Origin of the sequence: Desulfovulcanus ferrireducens (assembly GCF_018704065.1) — a bacterium.
Classification (GTDB): Bacteria; Desulfobacterota; Desulfovibrionia; order Desulfovibrionales; family Desulfonatronovibrionaceae; genus Desulfovulcanus; species Desulfovulcanus ferrireducens.
In genome coordinates this window covers 179,368-195,442 of record NZ_JAGUQP010000001.1, presented here as the reverse complement: position 1 = coordinate 195,442, position 16,075 = coordinate 179,368, and the positions used below count along the sequence as shown (strand labels likewise).

General features: G+C 42.4%; 16 protein-coding genes and 1 tRNA gene. 12 read left to right on the top strand and 5 right to left on the bottom strand.

Annotated features, from left to right (window positions below; all coding sequences use genetic code 11):
- The first annotated feature begins 40 nt into the window (after positions 1–40).
- Positions 41–1,018, top strand: coding sequence for a glycosyltransferase family 9 protein (locus KFV02_RS00900; RefSeq protein WP_252379646.1), 978 nt, complete (start codon positions 41–43; stop codon positions 1,016–1,018).
- 774 nt (positions 1,019–1,792) lie between these two features.
- Here the strand turns inward: KFV02_RS00900 and KFV02_RS00895 are convergent.
- The gene (locus tag KFV02_RS00895; RefSeq protein ID WP_252379645.1) at positions 1,793–2,419 is read right to left on the bottom strand and encodes an L-threonylcarbamoyladenylate synthase; all 627 of its coding nucleotides are present in this window, start codon (positions 2,417–2,419) and stop codon (positions 1,793–1,795) included.
- Between the two features lie 255 nt (positions 2,420–2,674).
- On the opposite strand from KFV02_RS00895, the gene KFV02_RS00890 reads away from it, so the two are divergent.
- Positions 2,675–3,136 carry a hypothetical protein gene (locus tag KFV02_RS00890; protein ID WP_252379644.1) on the top strand — a complete coding sequence of 154 codons (462 nt, stop codon included), beginning with the start codon at positions 2,675–2,677 and terminating at the stop codon, positions 3,134–3,136.
- A gap of 36 nt (positions 3,137–3,172) precedes the next feature.
- Here KFV02_RS00890 and thpR read toward each other — a convergent pair whose 3' ends face one another.
- The 4 genes from thpR to KFV02_RS00870 all read right to left on the bottom strand — a co-directional run bounded on the left by thpR (position 3,173) and on the right by KFV02_RS00870 (position 8,189).
- Positions 3,173–3,724, bottom strand: coding sequence for an RNA 2',3'-cyclic phosphodiesterase (gene thpR, locus KFV02_RS00885; protein WP_252379643.1), 552 nt, complete (start codon positions 3,722–3,724; stop codon positions 3,173–3,175).
- Between the two features lie 15 nt (positions 3,725–3,739).
- A complete protein-coding gene (locus KFV02_RS00880; RefSeq protein ID WP_252379642.1) occupies positions 3,740–4,222 on the bottom strand; it encodes a CinA family protein in 483 nt (160 codons plus the stop codon).
- Positions 4,223–4,341: 119 nt separating this feature from the next.
- Positions 4,342–5,730: a sigma-54-dependent transcriptional regulator gene (locus KFV02_RS00875; protein WP_252379641.1), complete on the bottom strand. Its 1,389-nt coding sequence runs from the start codon at positions 5,728–5,730 to the stop codon at positions 4,342–4,344.
- 80 nt (positions 5,731–5,810) lie between these two features.
- Positions 5,811–8,189: a c-type heme family protein gene (locus KFV02_RS00870; protein WP_252379640.1), complete on the bottom strand. Its 2,379-nt coding sequence runs from the start codon at positions 8,187–8,189 to the stop codon at positions 5,811–5,813.
- Between the two features lie 443 nt (positions 8,190–8,632).
- Between KFV02_RS00870 and KFV02_RS00865 the strand changes: the two genes are divergently transcribed.
- From KFV02_RS00865 to KFV02_RS00820, 10 genes are all read left to right on the top strand, one after another.
- Entirely contained in the window at positions 8,633–10,273 is a 1,641-nt protein-coding gene (locus tag KFV02_RS00865; RefSeq protein WP_252379639.1) for a putative sulfate exporter family transporter, read from the top strand.
- A gap of 14 nt (positions 10,274–10,287) precedes the next feature.
- Positions 10,288–10,464, top strand: a complete 177-nt coding sequence (locus tag KFV02_RS00860) for a hypothetical protein (protein WP_252379638.1) — start codon at positions 10,288–10,290, stop codon at positions 10,462–10,464.
- A gap of 100 nt (positions 10,465–10,564) precedes the next feature.
- Positions 10,565–11,011, top strand: coding sequence for a universal stress protein (locus KFV02_RS00855; protein WP_252379637.1), 447 nt, complete (start codon positions 10,565–10,567; stop codon positions 11,009–11,011).
- Between the two features lie 5 nt (positions 11,012–11,016).
- On the top strand, positions 11,017–11,571 hold the full coding sequence (locus KFV02_RS00850; RefSeq protein WP_252379636.1) for a hypothetical protein: 555 nt from the start codon (positions 11,017–11,019) through the stop codon (positions 11,569–11,571).
- A 9-nt stretch (positions 11,572–11,580) separates the two neighbouring features.
- Complete coding sequence (locus KFV02_RS00845) at positions 11,581–11,898, top strand: hypothetical protein (protein WP_252379635.1); 318 nt, start codon at positions 11,581–11,583, stop codon at positions 11,896–11,898.
- A 284-nt stretch (positions 11,899–12,182) separates the two neighbouring features.
- A complete protein-coding gene (locus KFV02_RS00840; protein ID WP_252379634.1) occupies positions 12,183–13,505 on the top strand; it encodes a serine/threonine protein kinase in 1,323 nt (440 codons plus the stop codon).
- The gene (locus tag KFV02_RS00835; protein ID WP_252379633.1) at positions 13,496–14,266 is read left to right on the top strand and encodes a metallophosphoesterase family protein; all 771 of its coding nucleotides are present in this window, start codon (positions 13,496–13,498) and stop codon (positions 14,264–14,266) included. Before KFV02_RS00840 ends, KFV02_RS00835 begins: the two co-directional genes overlap by 10 nt.
- A 307-nt stretch (positions 14,267–14,573) precedes the next feature.
- A complete protein-coding gene (locus KFV02_RS00830; protein WP_252379632.1) occupies positions 14,574–15,389 on the top strand; it encodes a phosphoribosylformylglycinamidine synthase subunit PurQ in 816 nt (271 codons plus the stop codon).
- Position 15,390: 1 nt separating this feature from the next.
- Positions 15,391–15,924 (top strand): tRNA adenosine(34) deaminase TadA, encoded by a 534-nt coding sequence (gene tadA / locus KFV02_RS00825; protein ID WP_252379631.1) that lies wholly within the window; start codon positions 15,391–15,393, stop codon positions 15,922–15,924.
- A gap of 60 nt (positions 15,925–15,984) precedes the next feature.
- Positions 15,985–16,075 (top strand) — tRNA-Ser (locus tag KFV02_RS00820).

Below are 16,075 nucleotides of genomic sequence, written 5' to 3'. Positions count from 1 at the left end.
TTTCATGGCCGTTAACTGTTTAACACTCTTAGATTAAATTATGTTTTTAAATGAAATAAACCAAGCTTGCAAGATAATTATTGTCCACAATGGGGCTTTAGGTGATTTTTTACTGGCCTGGCCAACTATCTGGAATATAAAGCAAAACTTTAGCCGAACAAAAGTCTTTTGGGCGGGCCGGGAGATTTACCTCCCCTGGATAGAAAAGATGGGCATAAATAGGGCTGACCCTATGACCAGGAAAGCAGTCCAAAGTCTTTACTCGGCCCCCTCGTGGCCAGATACCTTTAAAGATACTCTGATTTTCTGGTTTGGCCTAAAACAAAGAATCATAAAAATAATTCATCCCAACCTTATTTTTTTAACAGGCATTGACTTAAACCGTAAAAATCATGTCCGCGAAGTTTATGCCCGGAAATTAAAATCATTAGGACTTATCTGGGATGACAACTGGCTTTTTGCCTGGCAAAATCTGTATTTACCCACGCTAAAACCAGAGAGCATTATTATTTTTCCCGGCTCAGGGCATCCTGCTAAAAACTGGCCTCTGCATAGCTTTTTTATGTTAGCAAAAAACCTGCAAAAAGATAAAGAAAACATACGGTTTGTGCTCGGACCTGTGGAAGTTGAAAGAAAATTGACAATCAATGATTTTCCTGTTGTCACCCCACAAGACTTCAACCAATTGCTCGACATTTTGGCCCGGGCCAAAATGGTTATTGGCAATGACTCCGGCCCCTTGCATCTAGCCGGGTACATGGGCATTCCGGGCATATCCCTATTCGGCCCTACCTCGCCCAAACAGTGGGCACCGCAAGGCATGCACATCTTAACCAGCCCTAAAGGATGTGCCCCCTGCTCAGATTTAGGCAAGATATCTTGCCCCGCACCTGAATGCATGGCGGAAATAAAAGTCCGGAGCGTTCTAGCAACAGCAAGGAAGATACTAGGAAAATTGGGAGAGAGGGATGTTGAAAACTTGGAAAGATTAGCTGCTGCACCTTTCCAGAAAACATAAATACACAAATATAAAGCCGGCTTTCCCATATCCAAAAAAAGAAAGAGAAAGCCGGCTTTGGTAAAAGGAGGAAGATATCAATCTACAAGCAAAAACAGGGCCAACACACAAAACTTATTCTTTTCTTTATTTTTCAATAAGTTACCAAATCAATCCGGCCCCAACACTGGTTCAAAAATTTAAACCAAAAATTTAATCTTAAATGTAGATTAAAGTAGATTTGTTAATAAACTCAAGCGGTAACCTCACAATCACTACCAAAGAAACGGTTAAATTTTTTGAACCCCCATGATGCACCCTATGAGCCCGTGGCCAAACCCTGTTAGCGCTGATTGAAAGTCCTGGTTTCTGAAATGCATTACAAACGACTTGGGTAACCCAATCTCAACGAAGCTTGCGGAAAAACAGAGCATCGGGGCGACAAAGATAAATATCTTGCGAGCCCTACGATAACTATCTATAGTTTAAATTGAGCGATTATTTTGCAGTTCAAACTTTGAGATTGCTTCGCTACACTTTGTTCCACTCGCAATGACAGGGGCGAGATTGTCATTGCGAGGGCAGCGAAGCTGTCCGTGGCAATCTCTACCCATTGAGTGAAAATCGCTCAACTTAGGTATAATTAAAAGACTATTCGCTTACTCAAAATATCCCATTACGCTCTGTCCGCAAGCAAGTGCTAGAAGGGTCCAAGGCTTTGTACCAGCATGAAAGGAACCAAGACTGGAATAAACCATGGAAATTAAGTTGATAAAAAGGTTCGGCCACAGCCGCTTATGCCTTACGCACTACTTTATACCCTTTTTGACTCAACTCTCCTTCGCTTATAACACCATGTCGCAAGATTTCGATTTCTTTTCCTCCCAACATGCGAACCAGAGTGGACGGTAGTTCACCGGTTGGCTCCGGAGGCACATCCAAAACGAAGTCGACTTTTTCGAGGACTTCAGGATCCAAATCACTACACAAGGTACAGGGTGGTTTTCCGCTTAAGTTGGCACTAGTAGCAATAAGAGGATATCCGGAAAAAGTGCAAAGTTGCCTGGCCACCGGATGAGGGGTCAAACGAACTGAGACCATTCCGGCGGCATCTTTGACTCCAAAAGGGATTATTTCTTTGGCCCGAAATAGAATGGACAATGGGCCCGGCCAAAAATCTCTGGCCAGCTCCAAACTAAACGGGGTCAAATAACATATTTCCTCCAATTGTCCCAGGCCGCCTATGATCAAAGGTAGGGGCTTATGCGCCGGCCGTTTCTTGAGCGCCTGGATTCGTTGTACCACGCTCAGCTCAAGGCCATTTCCTCCCAGGCCCAAAAAAGTCTCGGTAGGATAAACAATTATCCCACCCTGCCGAATAATATCTATGGCTGTGTTTATGGCATCCTTTATCAGGTTCATTGAGTCCCTTTTATGAGTTTTTTGAGTTTGTTGTTTTATGTTTTATTGAGTAGTATGGATTACGTTATCCATTTTATGGATTCCTTGCAGACGCAATTCATGATTAGAACCTATAAAGTCGGCTTAGCTTTAACCCTTAGATATTTGTTAAAGCTTAATTTGACTCAGACCTGCTAAAAAAGTACACTTGGCAAAATTATTGCTTTATCGATTTTAACCAACCCAAAAGGGAAAAATTTTCCAAAGGGGATAGCCATGAAAATAAATCCGGAACAAGTTGCTAAACTAATTAGTGAACAAAATAAAACTCAAAAAAGTAAGACCGCGGACGATTTCTCAAAAATCTTAAACCAGGAATTAAGTGCCAAACCTGTATCTTCCAGTGGGGTCTCTGGCTCGACGGGTATCTCAGCTCCATCAATAAACCCCATACTCTCGCCAGCCCTGTTAAACCATCAACCCGTGGAAACTAGTCTTATGGAACAGGTTGATCAACTTTTAAGCAAATGGGAAAATTATGCCGCCGGGTTGGAGAACCCCCAGGCTGACCTACGCGGGCTCTATGCCACTTTACAGGAAATATCCGGGCAAATTAATGAGTTAAAAGAAAATATCAATCTAACTTCCCAAAAACCTGAACTTAGATCTATTCTAGAAGAGCTGGAAATTATGACGACCACGGAAGAAATCAAGTTCAACCGTGGTGACTATATTTAATTTAAAGGTTAAGAGGCTAGAATCTGGGGCACGGGCTTAACCTTTAATCGAATAGACCAGTTTATACACAGGCCCATTGGGAGTTAACTTGCTCTGCCACAAATTTATCCTCTGTACCTTGAAGTCAGGCCACTCAAGTCCGGAAACATATTCCCTAAACTCGGTCCAGGGATCATGATCCGAAAACCTTTTCACGCGGGCGATGGTCAAATGAGGATGAAACGGCCTGTTCTCTTTACTAAAACCTAGAGCATAAAACTCTTCTTCAATTTCTCTGGCCCAGTCTTCAAGCACACCTACTTCACCTGAAAGCCCCAGCCAAAGCACTCGAATTCCATTTCTACTGGCAAAATATCCTGCTTGCCCACCCTTTAACCAGGCCGAACGAAGATGAATCTTATCAAGGGCATTCTTTATCCCCTGCAGGTCTGCCTCTTCTACCTCTCCTAAAAACTTCAACGTCAAATGCCAATTGCCTTTCTTGGTCCAGGATAGTCTGGATTTAAAACGGTTTTTCCACTTGTCCTGAACTTCCTGCAGCTTTTGTTGATATGCTTCGGGTACCGAAATACCAATAAACAAACGCATTTTCCCCTCTCTCACTTACTTACACATCAACCCACTTACCAACCCTTCAATGGCCTGTTGCACACTTTGTAACTTAACCTCCTGCCTGTCTCCGGAAAAGTTAAACCTTTTCGCCCAATGTCTATTTCCTACCTGCCAGGCCATAAACACTGTACCTACTGGTTTATCTTCTGTTCCTCCGCCTGGCCCGGCAATGCCTGAAATGGCTACCCCTACCTGAGAGTTGGCTAGGTTGCATACTCCACGCACCATCTGGAGCACACAGGCTTCACTTACAGCGCCATATTTTTCAATAACCTCGGCTTCTACATTTAAAAGAGAAATCTTCATTTCATTGGCATAAGTAATAACCCCGCCGACATACCAGTTTGAGCTACCAGGGATATTGGTCAGGGTGTGACCCAAGAGTCCACCTGTACAAGATTCAGCCGTGGACAGAGTCCACTTTTTACGGACTAAAAGTTCAGCCAAAAGCAATACCCTGCTTTCTTCAACCATTACAAGACACTCCTTGTCTGCACTTCAGAATCAACTTTACTAATCATGATTTCCCCCAAAACAGAAGGCTTTCTTAGCCTCTAGTAACCCAAACCCAACCAAGGAGATCAGCAAGAAAATCACTGTTTAAACTCCTGGGCATTAATATTTAGTCTCTTTAAAATTTTTTGTAAGGAAACCCTTTCCAATCCACTCATTCTTGCTGCCTCAGAGATATTGCCTTTTGTCTTGCGCATGAGCACTGTGACATAATTGCGCGTAAAATTATCTATAACCTCGGCCTTGGCCTGTTTATAGGGTTTCAATTCTATGGATTTTTCCCCGTTTCCTTTAGTTACCAGGGACAAAACCGGCATATCAATGGTATCCCTGCTTGAAAAGACAACCAGACGTCTGACAAAGTTGATCAGTTCGCGAATATTCCCGGGCCATTCCTGGATACTGAGCCAGGCCATAACTTCCGGACTGATCTCTTTGGGCGGAATATTTAACTCCTGGCATGTTTTTAAAACAAAGTGCTGGGCCAGAAGAGGAATGTCTTCTTTTCTCTCTCGCAAAGGAGGTACCTCAATAGTCAATACATTCAAACGATAATACAAGTCCTCGCGAAAACTATTATCTTTTATCTTGCTTTCCAAATCCTGATTGGTAGAGGCCAGAATACGTACATTCACCTTGTGGGCTGTAGACGAACCTACTGGCCTGATTTCCTGATCCTGCAAGACCCGCAATAATTTGGTCTGGATTTGTGGTGAAATATCCCCAATTTCATCAAGAAGGATACTTCCCCCATTGGCTGCCAGAAACAGCCCTTTCCTGTTTCTGTTTGCGCCGGTAAATGCACCTTTAACATGACCAAAGAGCTCACTTTCCAAGAGTTCACTAGGGATAGCAGGACAGTTGACACTAACAAGTGGCTTATTGGCCCGTGGACTCAATTTATGTACCATTTTGGCCACTAATTCCTTACCTACACCGGATTCACCCAGAATAAGTACTGTATAGTCAGATCCTGCTACAGCACAGATTGTTTCCTTTAACCTCTGAACACTTTTACTCTGACCTATTATGACCTGGTCCAGTTCACATTCTCCAGCCAGAGATTTCAGACGAAAATTCTCCCTGAGCAGCCTGCTACGCTCCACCCCCTTTTCCACAACCCGAAACAGCAGATCTTGATCAATGGGTTTGGTCAAAAAATCATAAGCACCTGCCTTCAAAGCCTGTACAGCAGTCTCCACGCTGCCGTATCCTGTGAGTAAGACCACACTGACAGTCGGTTCAATCTCCAGAGTTCTGTCCAGAAGCTGTAATCCATCCATTTCCGGCATGCGTAGGTCTGTTATCATCAGGGCAATAGACTCTCTCTCCAGAATATCCAATGCCTCATCTCCTGATCTTACAGCAAAACAAACCAGATCAGGGTACTGGCTTCCAATCAACCTACACAGACCGTGTGCAAAATCTTCTTGATCATCAACGATTAAAACACCAAACTTTTTTTCCATGACGCTCCAAGATTAATTATTCCGCGATCGGTTAAAGTTGACCCAAGGACGACTTAGCCACTTGTCCCTATCCAATAAACTTAACAAACACAATTAAACAGCACTTCAAAAACAGCTCCATTGTCATTTCTAACCCTGATTTCTCCACCCATTTCCTCAACCAGGGTATAAACAACAGCCAGTCCAAGTCCTGTTCCCTTGCCTGGCTCTTTTGTCGTATAAAAGGGATCAAAGATCTTTGCCTTTTCCTCTAGCTCAATGCCTGGCCCGTTATCCCTTACACTGAGCACAATGCGATTACTTTCTTTATCAATATCAACCCTGAGCTCAATTCGCCCGGTGCCTGACGGAACAGCATCCAAACTGTTTAAAAACAAATTGGTTAAAACCTGTTCGAGGGCTGTTCTATCAGCGACAATTAAAGGTAAAGGTTTAACTATATGCGCGGTGAACTCCACCTTGCGCATATCAGCCTGCACTTTAAACACAGATATTAACCCTGAAATCACTTCTTCCAGGTCAATCTCGGTATTTTTCGCTTGTTTGGGCCTGGCAAAGTTAAGTAAATCCTGTAAAACTTTCTGGGCCATTTTAGTATGTTTAATAATCACGCTCAGATCTTTAATCTGCTGCTCATCTTCAAGGCTGCCTCTCAATATTTGAGCATAGCATAAAATTACTCCCAGAGGGTTATTAATCTCATGGGCCAATCCTGCAGCTAGTCTACCCACGGCAATCATCTTTTCTGATTGCTGCATCTTAACGAGCATATTTTTTTCCTTGGTAACATCGCGCACATACAGCACAATTCTATCAGCACCTTTTAAAGGATAAAAATTAAATACAAAAATTCTAGAATCAACTGTTAACTCTTTACTTAAGGGAAGATCATGGTCCCTCCCTTGTTCTTTAAGTAAAGCAGCCTGTTCAAGAACAATAGTTTTCAACGATGGCTTCTTATGAGAGACTTCAAAAAGGTGAACGACTTTATCTGCCGCAGAATTTTTCATTATTATCGAACCGTTACCATCAAGGAGCAACAGAGGATCAGAAATCCCTTCAAAAATTGATTGCAGCATGGTTTTTTGTTTAAGCAGTTCATCAAGTGCCTGGAGGTTCTCAATAGCAATAGCCAATTGCTGACCCAGGGCCAGGAGTACTGACTGCATCTGTCTTGAAATCCGCACCGGTTGGTTCCAAAAAAGACACAAAAGCCCCCAGGCTGCCTCACCGGATAGAACAGGGATATAACAATGATCCTCAGCGAACACAGGCTGGTTCTGAGCCACCAGCATTTCCCAATTCTTGGGTAGCCTGGGAGGCTTATCCTTTTCTGGCCAGGAATAGAAAAAATGGCTGGCGATTGAACAAATATAGGTTACCTGGTCCACCTGGAAACGCTTGCCTATAAGTTCCATGGAAGCAGAAAGTAAATCCGCCCTACTCAAGCTTACATTCAACCTCGACAAAAGCTCGACAAATAAATTTACATCTAACCTTCTTTCCTCAGCTTCCTGGGCCAATTCCTTGGTCCGCTCCTTGACCATCCTTTCCAGGTTCTGAGCATAGTTTTGTAATTCTTTTCTGGCCTTTCTCAAATGCTGGGCTAAATCCTCAGTAGCATAAATAATTTCATCAATTTCATCGTCCACTTCAATATTTTCTATTAGTTTCTTTTGCTTGTAATCATAGTCAAAATAGGTTTTAAAAATATCAAGTATTCTTCGTAAGTTATGTACAACCAGACGATTAAACAAGACATTGACTACGGCAAAGAAAAAAATGCCACCGGCAAAGACCATCAACGCGTATGAAACAGAGGCCTCACGAATATGCGTTACAGCTGATTGAACAGGAATTCCAACAGCATCCAGCCCAGCAAGTTCCCCGACTTTATGTCCAAAACCTCTTTTGGAACCATAAATATTTAATATCTCCTTTGGAGCATCCAGGGGATGACCATGGCAGCGCATGCAGCTCTCTTCAAACCTGACCGGTCTGGCCATTAAATAATACTCATTTCCATTAATCTTTTTGTATCCCTCCCAATCACTTTCAGAACTATTCCGAAAATGATTAATTAACTCAAGTTCAATGGTGTTGGCCTCAAATTTTGGATTCCTGGCATTAATGGCCACTCGGCGATAATAAAAATCCTCATTAATTAAATTCATGTTCTCCATAATCTGGCGGGAAACATAAGATGTAGACATGGCCTGAAGTAAAAACTTGTTAGGCAAAAGTTCATACATCAGGGGTCTGAGTGTACGGCGAACATAGTTTTGGACAGCATCAACCTGGGCAAATACAAGATGTGCCTTTTGCTGAACCTCGGATGTTAGCAAGCTTTTTAAGTGAAAATAAAGAGTAGCAGCTAAAAAAAACCCAACGCTCAACATGATTAAGGTCAATCCGCATATAAACTTGGTCTGTATCTTTTTAGACTTAAAAAAAGTCATCTTTCCTCCATATAAAATTCAAAACTCAAATTTTTTGGTTGCTTTTGTTTCAATCCCTGTCATTTTATGTTATATTTTCTTATAGCGATGTTGTTCAGTGAGGAGAAATACCTCGGAACCGGACAGAATGTCCGGGAAAATGAGCGTAAACAATACCTATAAGCAAGCTCAAACTTGGTATTTATTAAAAATAGTTAAGATAGGGAAACGAAAATCAACCGTGTAAATCAAGTTTCGTAATAACCTCCCCCCAAACCCAAACTCTCTAGCTGATACAAAAAACAAAATTTTGCAACCTCGAACATACATCCTGCTAACTCAAGTTTACACTCAACACGGAATCAAAAAATTAAAATTAATAATTTCAACACATTAGAAAAACAAAGAACGTGGCACGTGTTTTGCTGATGTAAAAGAAAAAAAATTATAACGGGAGGTTTTTTATGGCAAACGGTCAAGTTGGTCGTCCCAGCAATGGTCCTTTGTGGATCATCAGTATCATTATGCTGGGCTATGCGTTTTTGGTCAAAGCCGGCGTTCTCGATGGGATCATGCACAGCCTGCACACTCATAAAAGTGCTGATCTGCAATTTATTTTAAGCATCGTCGGCGGTGTTTTGGGTGTTGCTGCTGCCGTACTGCGTCAGGCCAGAAAAGATAAGCCAATGACAAATTTTGATACCTTTGTCCTGGAAACAATTCCAGGCATACTTTTTATCTTGATTCTGGCCATGGCTATTCGCTGGTACGCAGAGCCAGTTGTTAAAATTATCAGTAACAACCTGGTTCCGGTTATTGGCTTCAAGATCCACAAGGTACTCAACCTGAACTATGTTGTATTGGGTATCCTGGTCGGTATTATTATCACTAACACTTGGGGAATTCCCAACTTTGCGGCCTCAGGCGTTAAAACAGCCCGGTTCGTTCTGAAGATGGGTGTTATCCTCTTGGGTGCCCGTTATTCTTTCGCTGAATTGGCCAAGCTGGGTATGGTTTCCGTCTGGATGATCGGTTTTTTTGTATTGGGCACTGTTTTCTTTGTTCTCTGGCTTGGACACATTTTCCGTCAGCCTAAGTCTATGACTGGAGTTCTTTCTGCGGGTATGGGCGTATGTGGTGTTTCCGCAACTGTAGCCTGTGCTCCTGTTGTCCGGGCCAAGTGTTCAGAGATGGCCTATACAATAGGTACTATTCTTGGTTGGGGTGTCCTTTGTATGTTTGCTTTCCCAACCATTGGTAAGATCGTGGGTATGAACCCCACCCAGTTCGGTGCTTGGGCCGGAACAGGTATCCTGAACTCCGCCCAGGTAGCTGCTGCTTGCTTGGCTTTTAATGCTGTTGATATTCACACCTTGAAAGTGGGTGAAATTTTCAACATTACACGCGTTTTGTTCTTGCCCATTATTGTTTTGGTACTGGCCACCTGGTATGGTAAAAGCGAAGGCACCAAGCTTTCTTTTAAAGAAGTTGTCATTGATAAGTTCCCTATCTTCGTACTTGGTTTCTTGCTCTTATTCTTCCTCTCCTCTTTAGGTTTATTCAGCCCTCCAAGCCACTATAAGGGTAAATACCTGGATTTCAGCTATAATAAGAGAACTGAGGTCACAGCAGAAGAATTGGCTGTCATTGGTGAAGCTGTAAAAGCAGGCGTTCCAGGACTAACTGCGGCAGAAAAGGAAGCACTGGAAGATCTTTACAAACAGAGACAAATTGCTGGTGACTACAAAGACAGGAACAATAAAAAAGTATTTGATGCCAAAGCCCGCAAGAGAATGGAAGCCTTGCAATCAATCTTAGCAAAGGCCAAGGCTAAACAAATCTCAATCTCCAAAGAGCTAAAAAGTGCTATTAAACACGCGGTAAAACAGGTACATAAAAAATCCAAGACCATTGTTGTTCTTACTGATGCCATGATTTGGTTCTTTGCCTACGGTCTTATTGGTCTGGGCATGCAAATTACCAAGAAAGCCCTGGCGCAAGCTGGTGGATGGCCACTGGTCATGGGTGCCATTTCCGGTACCGCCAAGGCAGTACTGTCCTTTATCGTGGTCATGTTCTTTGTAAAGGATGTTGTCTTAAAGTAAAAAGGAGATAAAATATGGCCGAAAATAACTGTGAAAACAAATGTGGTGTTCCTGGAGCAGACGACCAGAAAGTAATGGAAGAGCGTGCGCTGTCTGTGTTTGCCAGCGAACGCAACGAAGACCTGACCGCCTTGGTTCTGGTCATGATCGTTGTCTTTTTTGTTCTACTTTTTACCAAGTGGCTGGCTTAAGCTCAGCTTAAACAAACTAAGGGGGCCTTAGGCCCCCTTTCTAATCAAAAATTTTAAGAGTAAAGCTCAAACTTGCCCTATACAATTAACGAAGGTGTTTATGTTTAAAAAAATTCTCTTAGCCACACACGGTACGCCTGGTGCACAAAAGGCTGAAGACCTGGCCTTAAGTTGGGCAGAAAAAAGTAAGGCCCAACTCTATGTTTTGAGTATTATTAACAGTGACTGGCAGTTTATGACGGGTGATGATTGGCTAAATACCTCTGCTACGCGTAATCGTTTTGCCCAGTATGTCGAAAATGAGATAAACTCGGAGATTGACAAGCTATGGGACAGGCTAAAACAAAAGTTTAACCATCTGCCAACTGAATATATACGAAAAGCGGGCAAATTAGAAGAAGTACTGGCCCAAGTCGCCGAAGATATTAATGCAGACGTGGCAATAATCGGTGCTTATCAAAAAAAACAGGCACCTGGATTTAAGGCCAGACTAACAAACAAGGATCTTCATCCTATAATGCCATGTCCTCTGGTCATCGCTGTCTAAATATTATGGATACACAACAAAAAATAAACTGGCATAAAATCAATCTTCCCTGGATAAACAGATTTTGGGAAGATCTAAATTTGCACAATTTAGCCAGACTTAATCCCCATTGGTATCTGCCCAAAAAGTTTGAGACTAAAAGCTTCGAAGTAGAAGATGCATTTTTGAAAAAAAACCTAAAGATAAGTCTGGAACAAAAATTTAATCCTCAGGATAAAATCTGGCAGGCTAAGATAGAACCTTTAGGCCTAAGCTTATGGGCGAGAGAGGCTGATGCAGGCAACAACACGGAAATCGCCTATTCATTCTCTGAGCCCGAAGATGAGAACTTAAGCAAATGGGCCCTTTACTGGCTAACAAGTCTACGTGAGTATTACCGTTTATACACGGGTAAAGGCATAAACAAGACCATATGGCGTTTTATCATGAATAAAATCTGGCTGCCCATGAACCCCACCCAGAGGAAAATCTCTCTCTTTATTTTCAAATTTACTTTCGTGGAGATGGTCCTCATTGCAGCCATTCTCATAGGTTACTTTGTTTATATTAAAAACAAATAGGAGGCAATTATGGACCAAAACAAACCTGTATGGCTTAATTTTTTACGTCATTTCTGGATGGCCTTCTATTCTCTTAATCATATCCTGCTCCCATTTCTGCTAATTTACCAATTTCTTGGACTGCTGGCGATAGATCTACCAGGCATCTTTTTATACAAAAGTGTCTCTGCTGATGGAAGTTGGTGGGTAGGTATTTACTGGACACATCCGGTGCTCATTTCTTTTTTAAGCATTTTAGCTATTGCTGCCCTAGGATATGCTTTTCTCAGGAGGCACGACTACCGTGACTACCGTGACTCTGACATCGAAAGTCAGCCCGGATTTTAACATCAATCGGGTCGAGATAAGCTCCAAATGCAATCTTAAATCTCCTGCCCTCTCTCAAACTTATTTTAATCATATATGGGAAAATAAAAATCTTTCGCTGCACGGATTAAAAAATACTTTACTTTATATAACCAACGCTCACCTCATTCATCGCAAGGGATGGGGTGAGCCACAAGTGAATCCGGTCCTGCCACAATTTATACCCACCACTTCCAACTTTAAACATCATCTATCTCCACTTCCACCCTGGTCGAAACTGAAACTTTACAAATTATAAAGTTACCATGTGGACTCCCTTCCAAAATATTAATCTCTCCGCCTCCGAGAGACCAACGCTCCAGACAGGAGATAGTGTCCTGGGCATAACCATAAAAAAGGTACTCCACCAGGGTGTTTTCAGCTTTCTCTATCTGGGTGAATCTGATGGCCAAAAATTTGTGATCAAAGTTTTAAAAGGGAGTACTGTGGACGGATTTTTGTCCTGGCAAAATGAATCACGCTTTCTGGAATTAGAAAAATCTGATCCCTCCCCTTTTATCTGGCCTATAAAAGAATGGGAAAAGGGACTAATTTTTCCCTACTTTCCCGGACAGGATCTGCGCACTTATCTCCAAAACCACTCTTTGGAAACTTCTCAGGCACTAAACTTATGCGCAAAATTAGTTTTGGAATTAAGTTGTCTCCATGGTCTGGGCATAGTCCATCATGATCTCAAACCGGAAAATATTCTCTACCATCCACAGACACAACGAATGAAATTCATTGATTTTGGCCTGGCCTGGCGGGAAAACTGGGATGATTTCTGGTTAGAAACGAACAGGCCAATAGGAACTCCTGACTACATTGCTCCGGAATGCCTGCAAGGAGAACGAGGATTGTGGCAAAGTGATGTTTTTTCCATAGGTGTACTATGCTATGAGCTTATTACAGGCCGGCTACCTTTTCTCAAAGCCAAATCTAAGTTTGTGTCCGACCTTAGAAAATGGATAAAGCCGGCACCACTTAGTAGACTAAAACCTGGGCTATCAACGAAAATATCCGAGACAATTATGGCCTGTCTGGAACCCAAACCTGAAAACAGACCGGACCTGGTCTATCTAGGGAAAATTTTCTCACCATATTTAAAAGATATTTCTTCCCTATCCCCATGCATCCTGGGTGAAAGTGGACATCCACTATTCAATCCCGGATACTTGGCCGGAAAACCACTGTGCATAGTCTTTATCCGACCAGACCAGTATGCTGCCCAGATTTTGGAACAAAGTGTAAAACTTGCCCGCAAAAATTGGGGGATACTTTACATCACCTTTATTCCCAATAACCTTATTCCCCAGGAGGCTGAAATTTTCAGAATTAAAACCTTTTCATTATTGAGCAAGGTATTAATTAAATTAAGACAGGAAAGACTCATCTGGGGATTGCGCATTATTGAAGACGTTGTTCCTTCTGTTGCTGCCATGAACATGGTCAATAAATATAAACCAAAAAAAATTCTGGCTGGAAATCCCGGGCGACAAGGTTTAAAAGCTATTATTAAGCCAGGAGTGGTCAGAAAAATCCAAAAATCTACCTTTAAACCTTTATTGGAAGTAACCCAATGCTCTTAGCCATATTTTCTGATATTCACGCAAATTTTACCGCCCTGGAAAAAGTGTATCAATTCATTCAAAAAATAAAACCCGACCTGACTATCTTTTTGGGCGACGCTGTAGGGTACGGGGCAAGTCCCAGGGAATGTATACAGTTACTTTCTGAATGGAAAGGACTGCTGGCTGTTCAAGGCAATCATGACCGAAGCGTGGCCGGAGATTTTATTGGTCTGGAAGGTTATTCTCCACGGGCTCTGGCCAGTCTAATCTGGACGCAAAAAATATTACATCAGGAAGAAAAAATTTGGCTACAGAAACTTCCCCTGCGTAGAGAAATTAATAACCTTGGCTTTACTCATGCATCTTGGACCAAGGCAAAATCTTTTCCTTATCTCATTCACAAATGGCAAGTTGGAGCCAATCTGATCCGATCTGGTCCAAAAATTGTTTTTACCGGGCATACCCATAAAACTCAGATCTGGACCAGAAAAAATCACTGGAATTTATCGAGAAAAGAGCTCTGTCCGCAGAAAGATCTAATTTTGCCATCAAAAACTAAAATCCTGATACAATCCGGCACTGTTGGTTACCTGCCTCAAAGTGATGCAGCTGCGGATATTTTGCTTTACGATACAAAAAAACAGATGCTGCGCCGGGAAAGGATATCCTTTGATCCCGCTGGTGAGCTAGAAAAAATCGAGAGACTTATCCGGGAAAAGAACAGTTCAAAAGATGACAATTCAGACTATAAAGAAATAGAGATCCCCAGAATTTTATAGTTTTTTGGATATCACCTTATAACTCCTTCAACTCTCATCTTTACTAAGCACATAACTTACATTAGAATCTCAAATTCAATGTTAAGAGTCTGTGGCCAAACCCCGTTTTGGCTACCAGATTAGAAATCCTGTTTTATTGATAGCATTGCAAAGAGCTTGGTAAACCATAGGTTGGGTCCGGGCATTTGCGGCCAGCATGAAAGAAATCAGGATTGAAAAAAATATGAAAAATTGTCCTCTTAAGTAGGGTTTGGCCACAGACTCTTGAGGGAAAATCTGTTAAACAATAGTTCCAAATGAGGTAAATATGTCCAAAGTAAAAGTTTTGGTGATTACCGGATATGGTACCAATTGTGAACGTGAATCCGCCTACGCGGCCCAAAAAGCCGGTGCAGAGCAGGTAGATATCTGCTTTTTTTCTGACCTTGTAGCAGAAAAACTTTTTTTATCGGATTATAACTTTCTCATTTTCCCCGGAGGCTTTTTAGATGGAGATGATCTGGGCGCGGCACAGGCCGCGGCCTTACGCTGGAAATATACCAAAACCAGCTCAGGGATCTCTCTACAGGAAGAACTGCAAAAATTTTACTCTTCGGGAAAACTTATTTTAGGTATTTGCAACGGATTCCAGCTTTTGGTCAAACTTGGCCTCTTGCCTGCCATTGACGGAAATTATTTCCAGCGTCAGGTCAGTTTAAGTTATAATGATTCCGCACGCTTTGAAGATCGCTGGGTTGCTTTGAAATGCAATCAAAATTCTCCCTGTGTTTTTACTAAGGGTCTGGATTATCTTTATCTGCCTGTCCGCCACGGAGAAGGAAAGATTGTGGCCAAAGATGAGCATATTTTGAAAAAATTAGAAGAAAATAACCTTATCGCCCTGCAATACGTTCATCCCTTGAGCAAAGAGCCTACTCAAGAATATCCATACAACCCAAATGGCTCACCTTTAGCCATTGCTGGTCTGACTGACCCATCCGGGCATATATTGGGTCTTATGCCACATCCAGAAGCCTATAATCATCCTACTAACCATCCTAGCTGGACCAGAAATGTAAGCGCCACCTTGGGAACAGAGCTTATTGCTAACGGAGTGAAGTACTTGAGTAATAAAGCTAGTTGACATGGACAACGCCTTTACTTACTTTTCCGAATACACACAAACTGCAGTCCTTCCTCCAGGCTGGAAGTCGTGGCGAGAGATAATGCTTAAAGCCCTGGACCAGGCCTTTGATGCTCTAAGGAACCAAGAAGTACCCGTTGGAGCTGTGCTCATTGACACACATACAGGCCAAATTATCGGTAAAGGCAAAAATTCTCCTATTAGCTTAAGTGACCCTACTGCCCATGCCGAGATAACGGCCCTGCGCATGGCCAGTAAAATAAGACAAAATTATCGTTTACCCGGTACTATTCTGGCTGTAACCCTAGAGCCCTGTCTAATGTGTCTCGGGGCCCTGGTGCAGGCTCGTATTGAGGGATTGGTATTTGGGGCCAAAGACCCCAAGGCAGGCGCGATATGCTCTCGCGTAAACTATAAGCAAATGGACTGGATTAACCACAAATTTTGGGTGTTGGGCGGCGTCCTGGAACAAGAATGCGGCTCCCTTTTAAAAAGCTTCTTTGCTCTTAAAAGAAAACAGACTGACAGAGCTTAGATATTGCAGCCAGGAAATATCAACCGCATCCAATGCTTATTAAATTCAACATTAAAAAACGGAGAGGTACCGAAGTGGTCGTAACGGGGGCGACTCGAAATCGCTTTGTCCTGTGAAGGCAGGGCACGTGGGTTCGAATCCCACCCTCTCC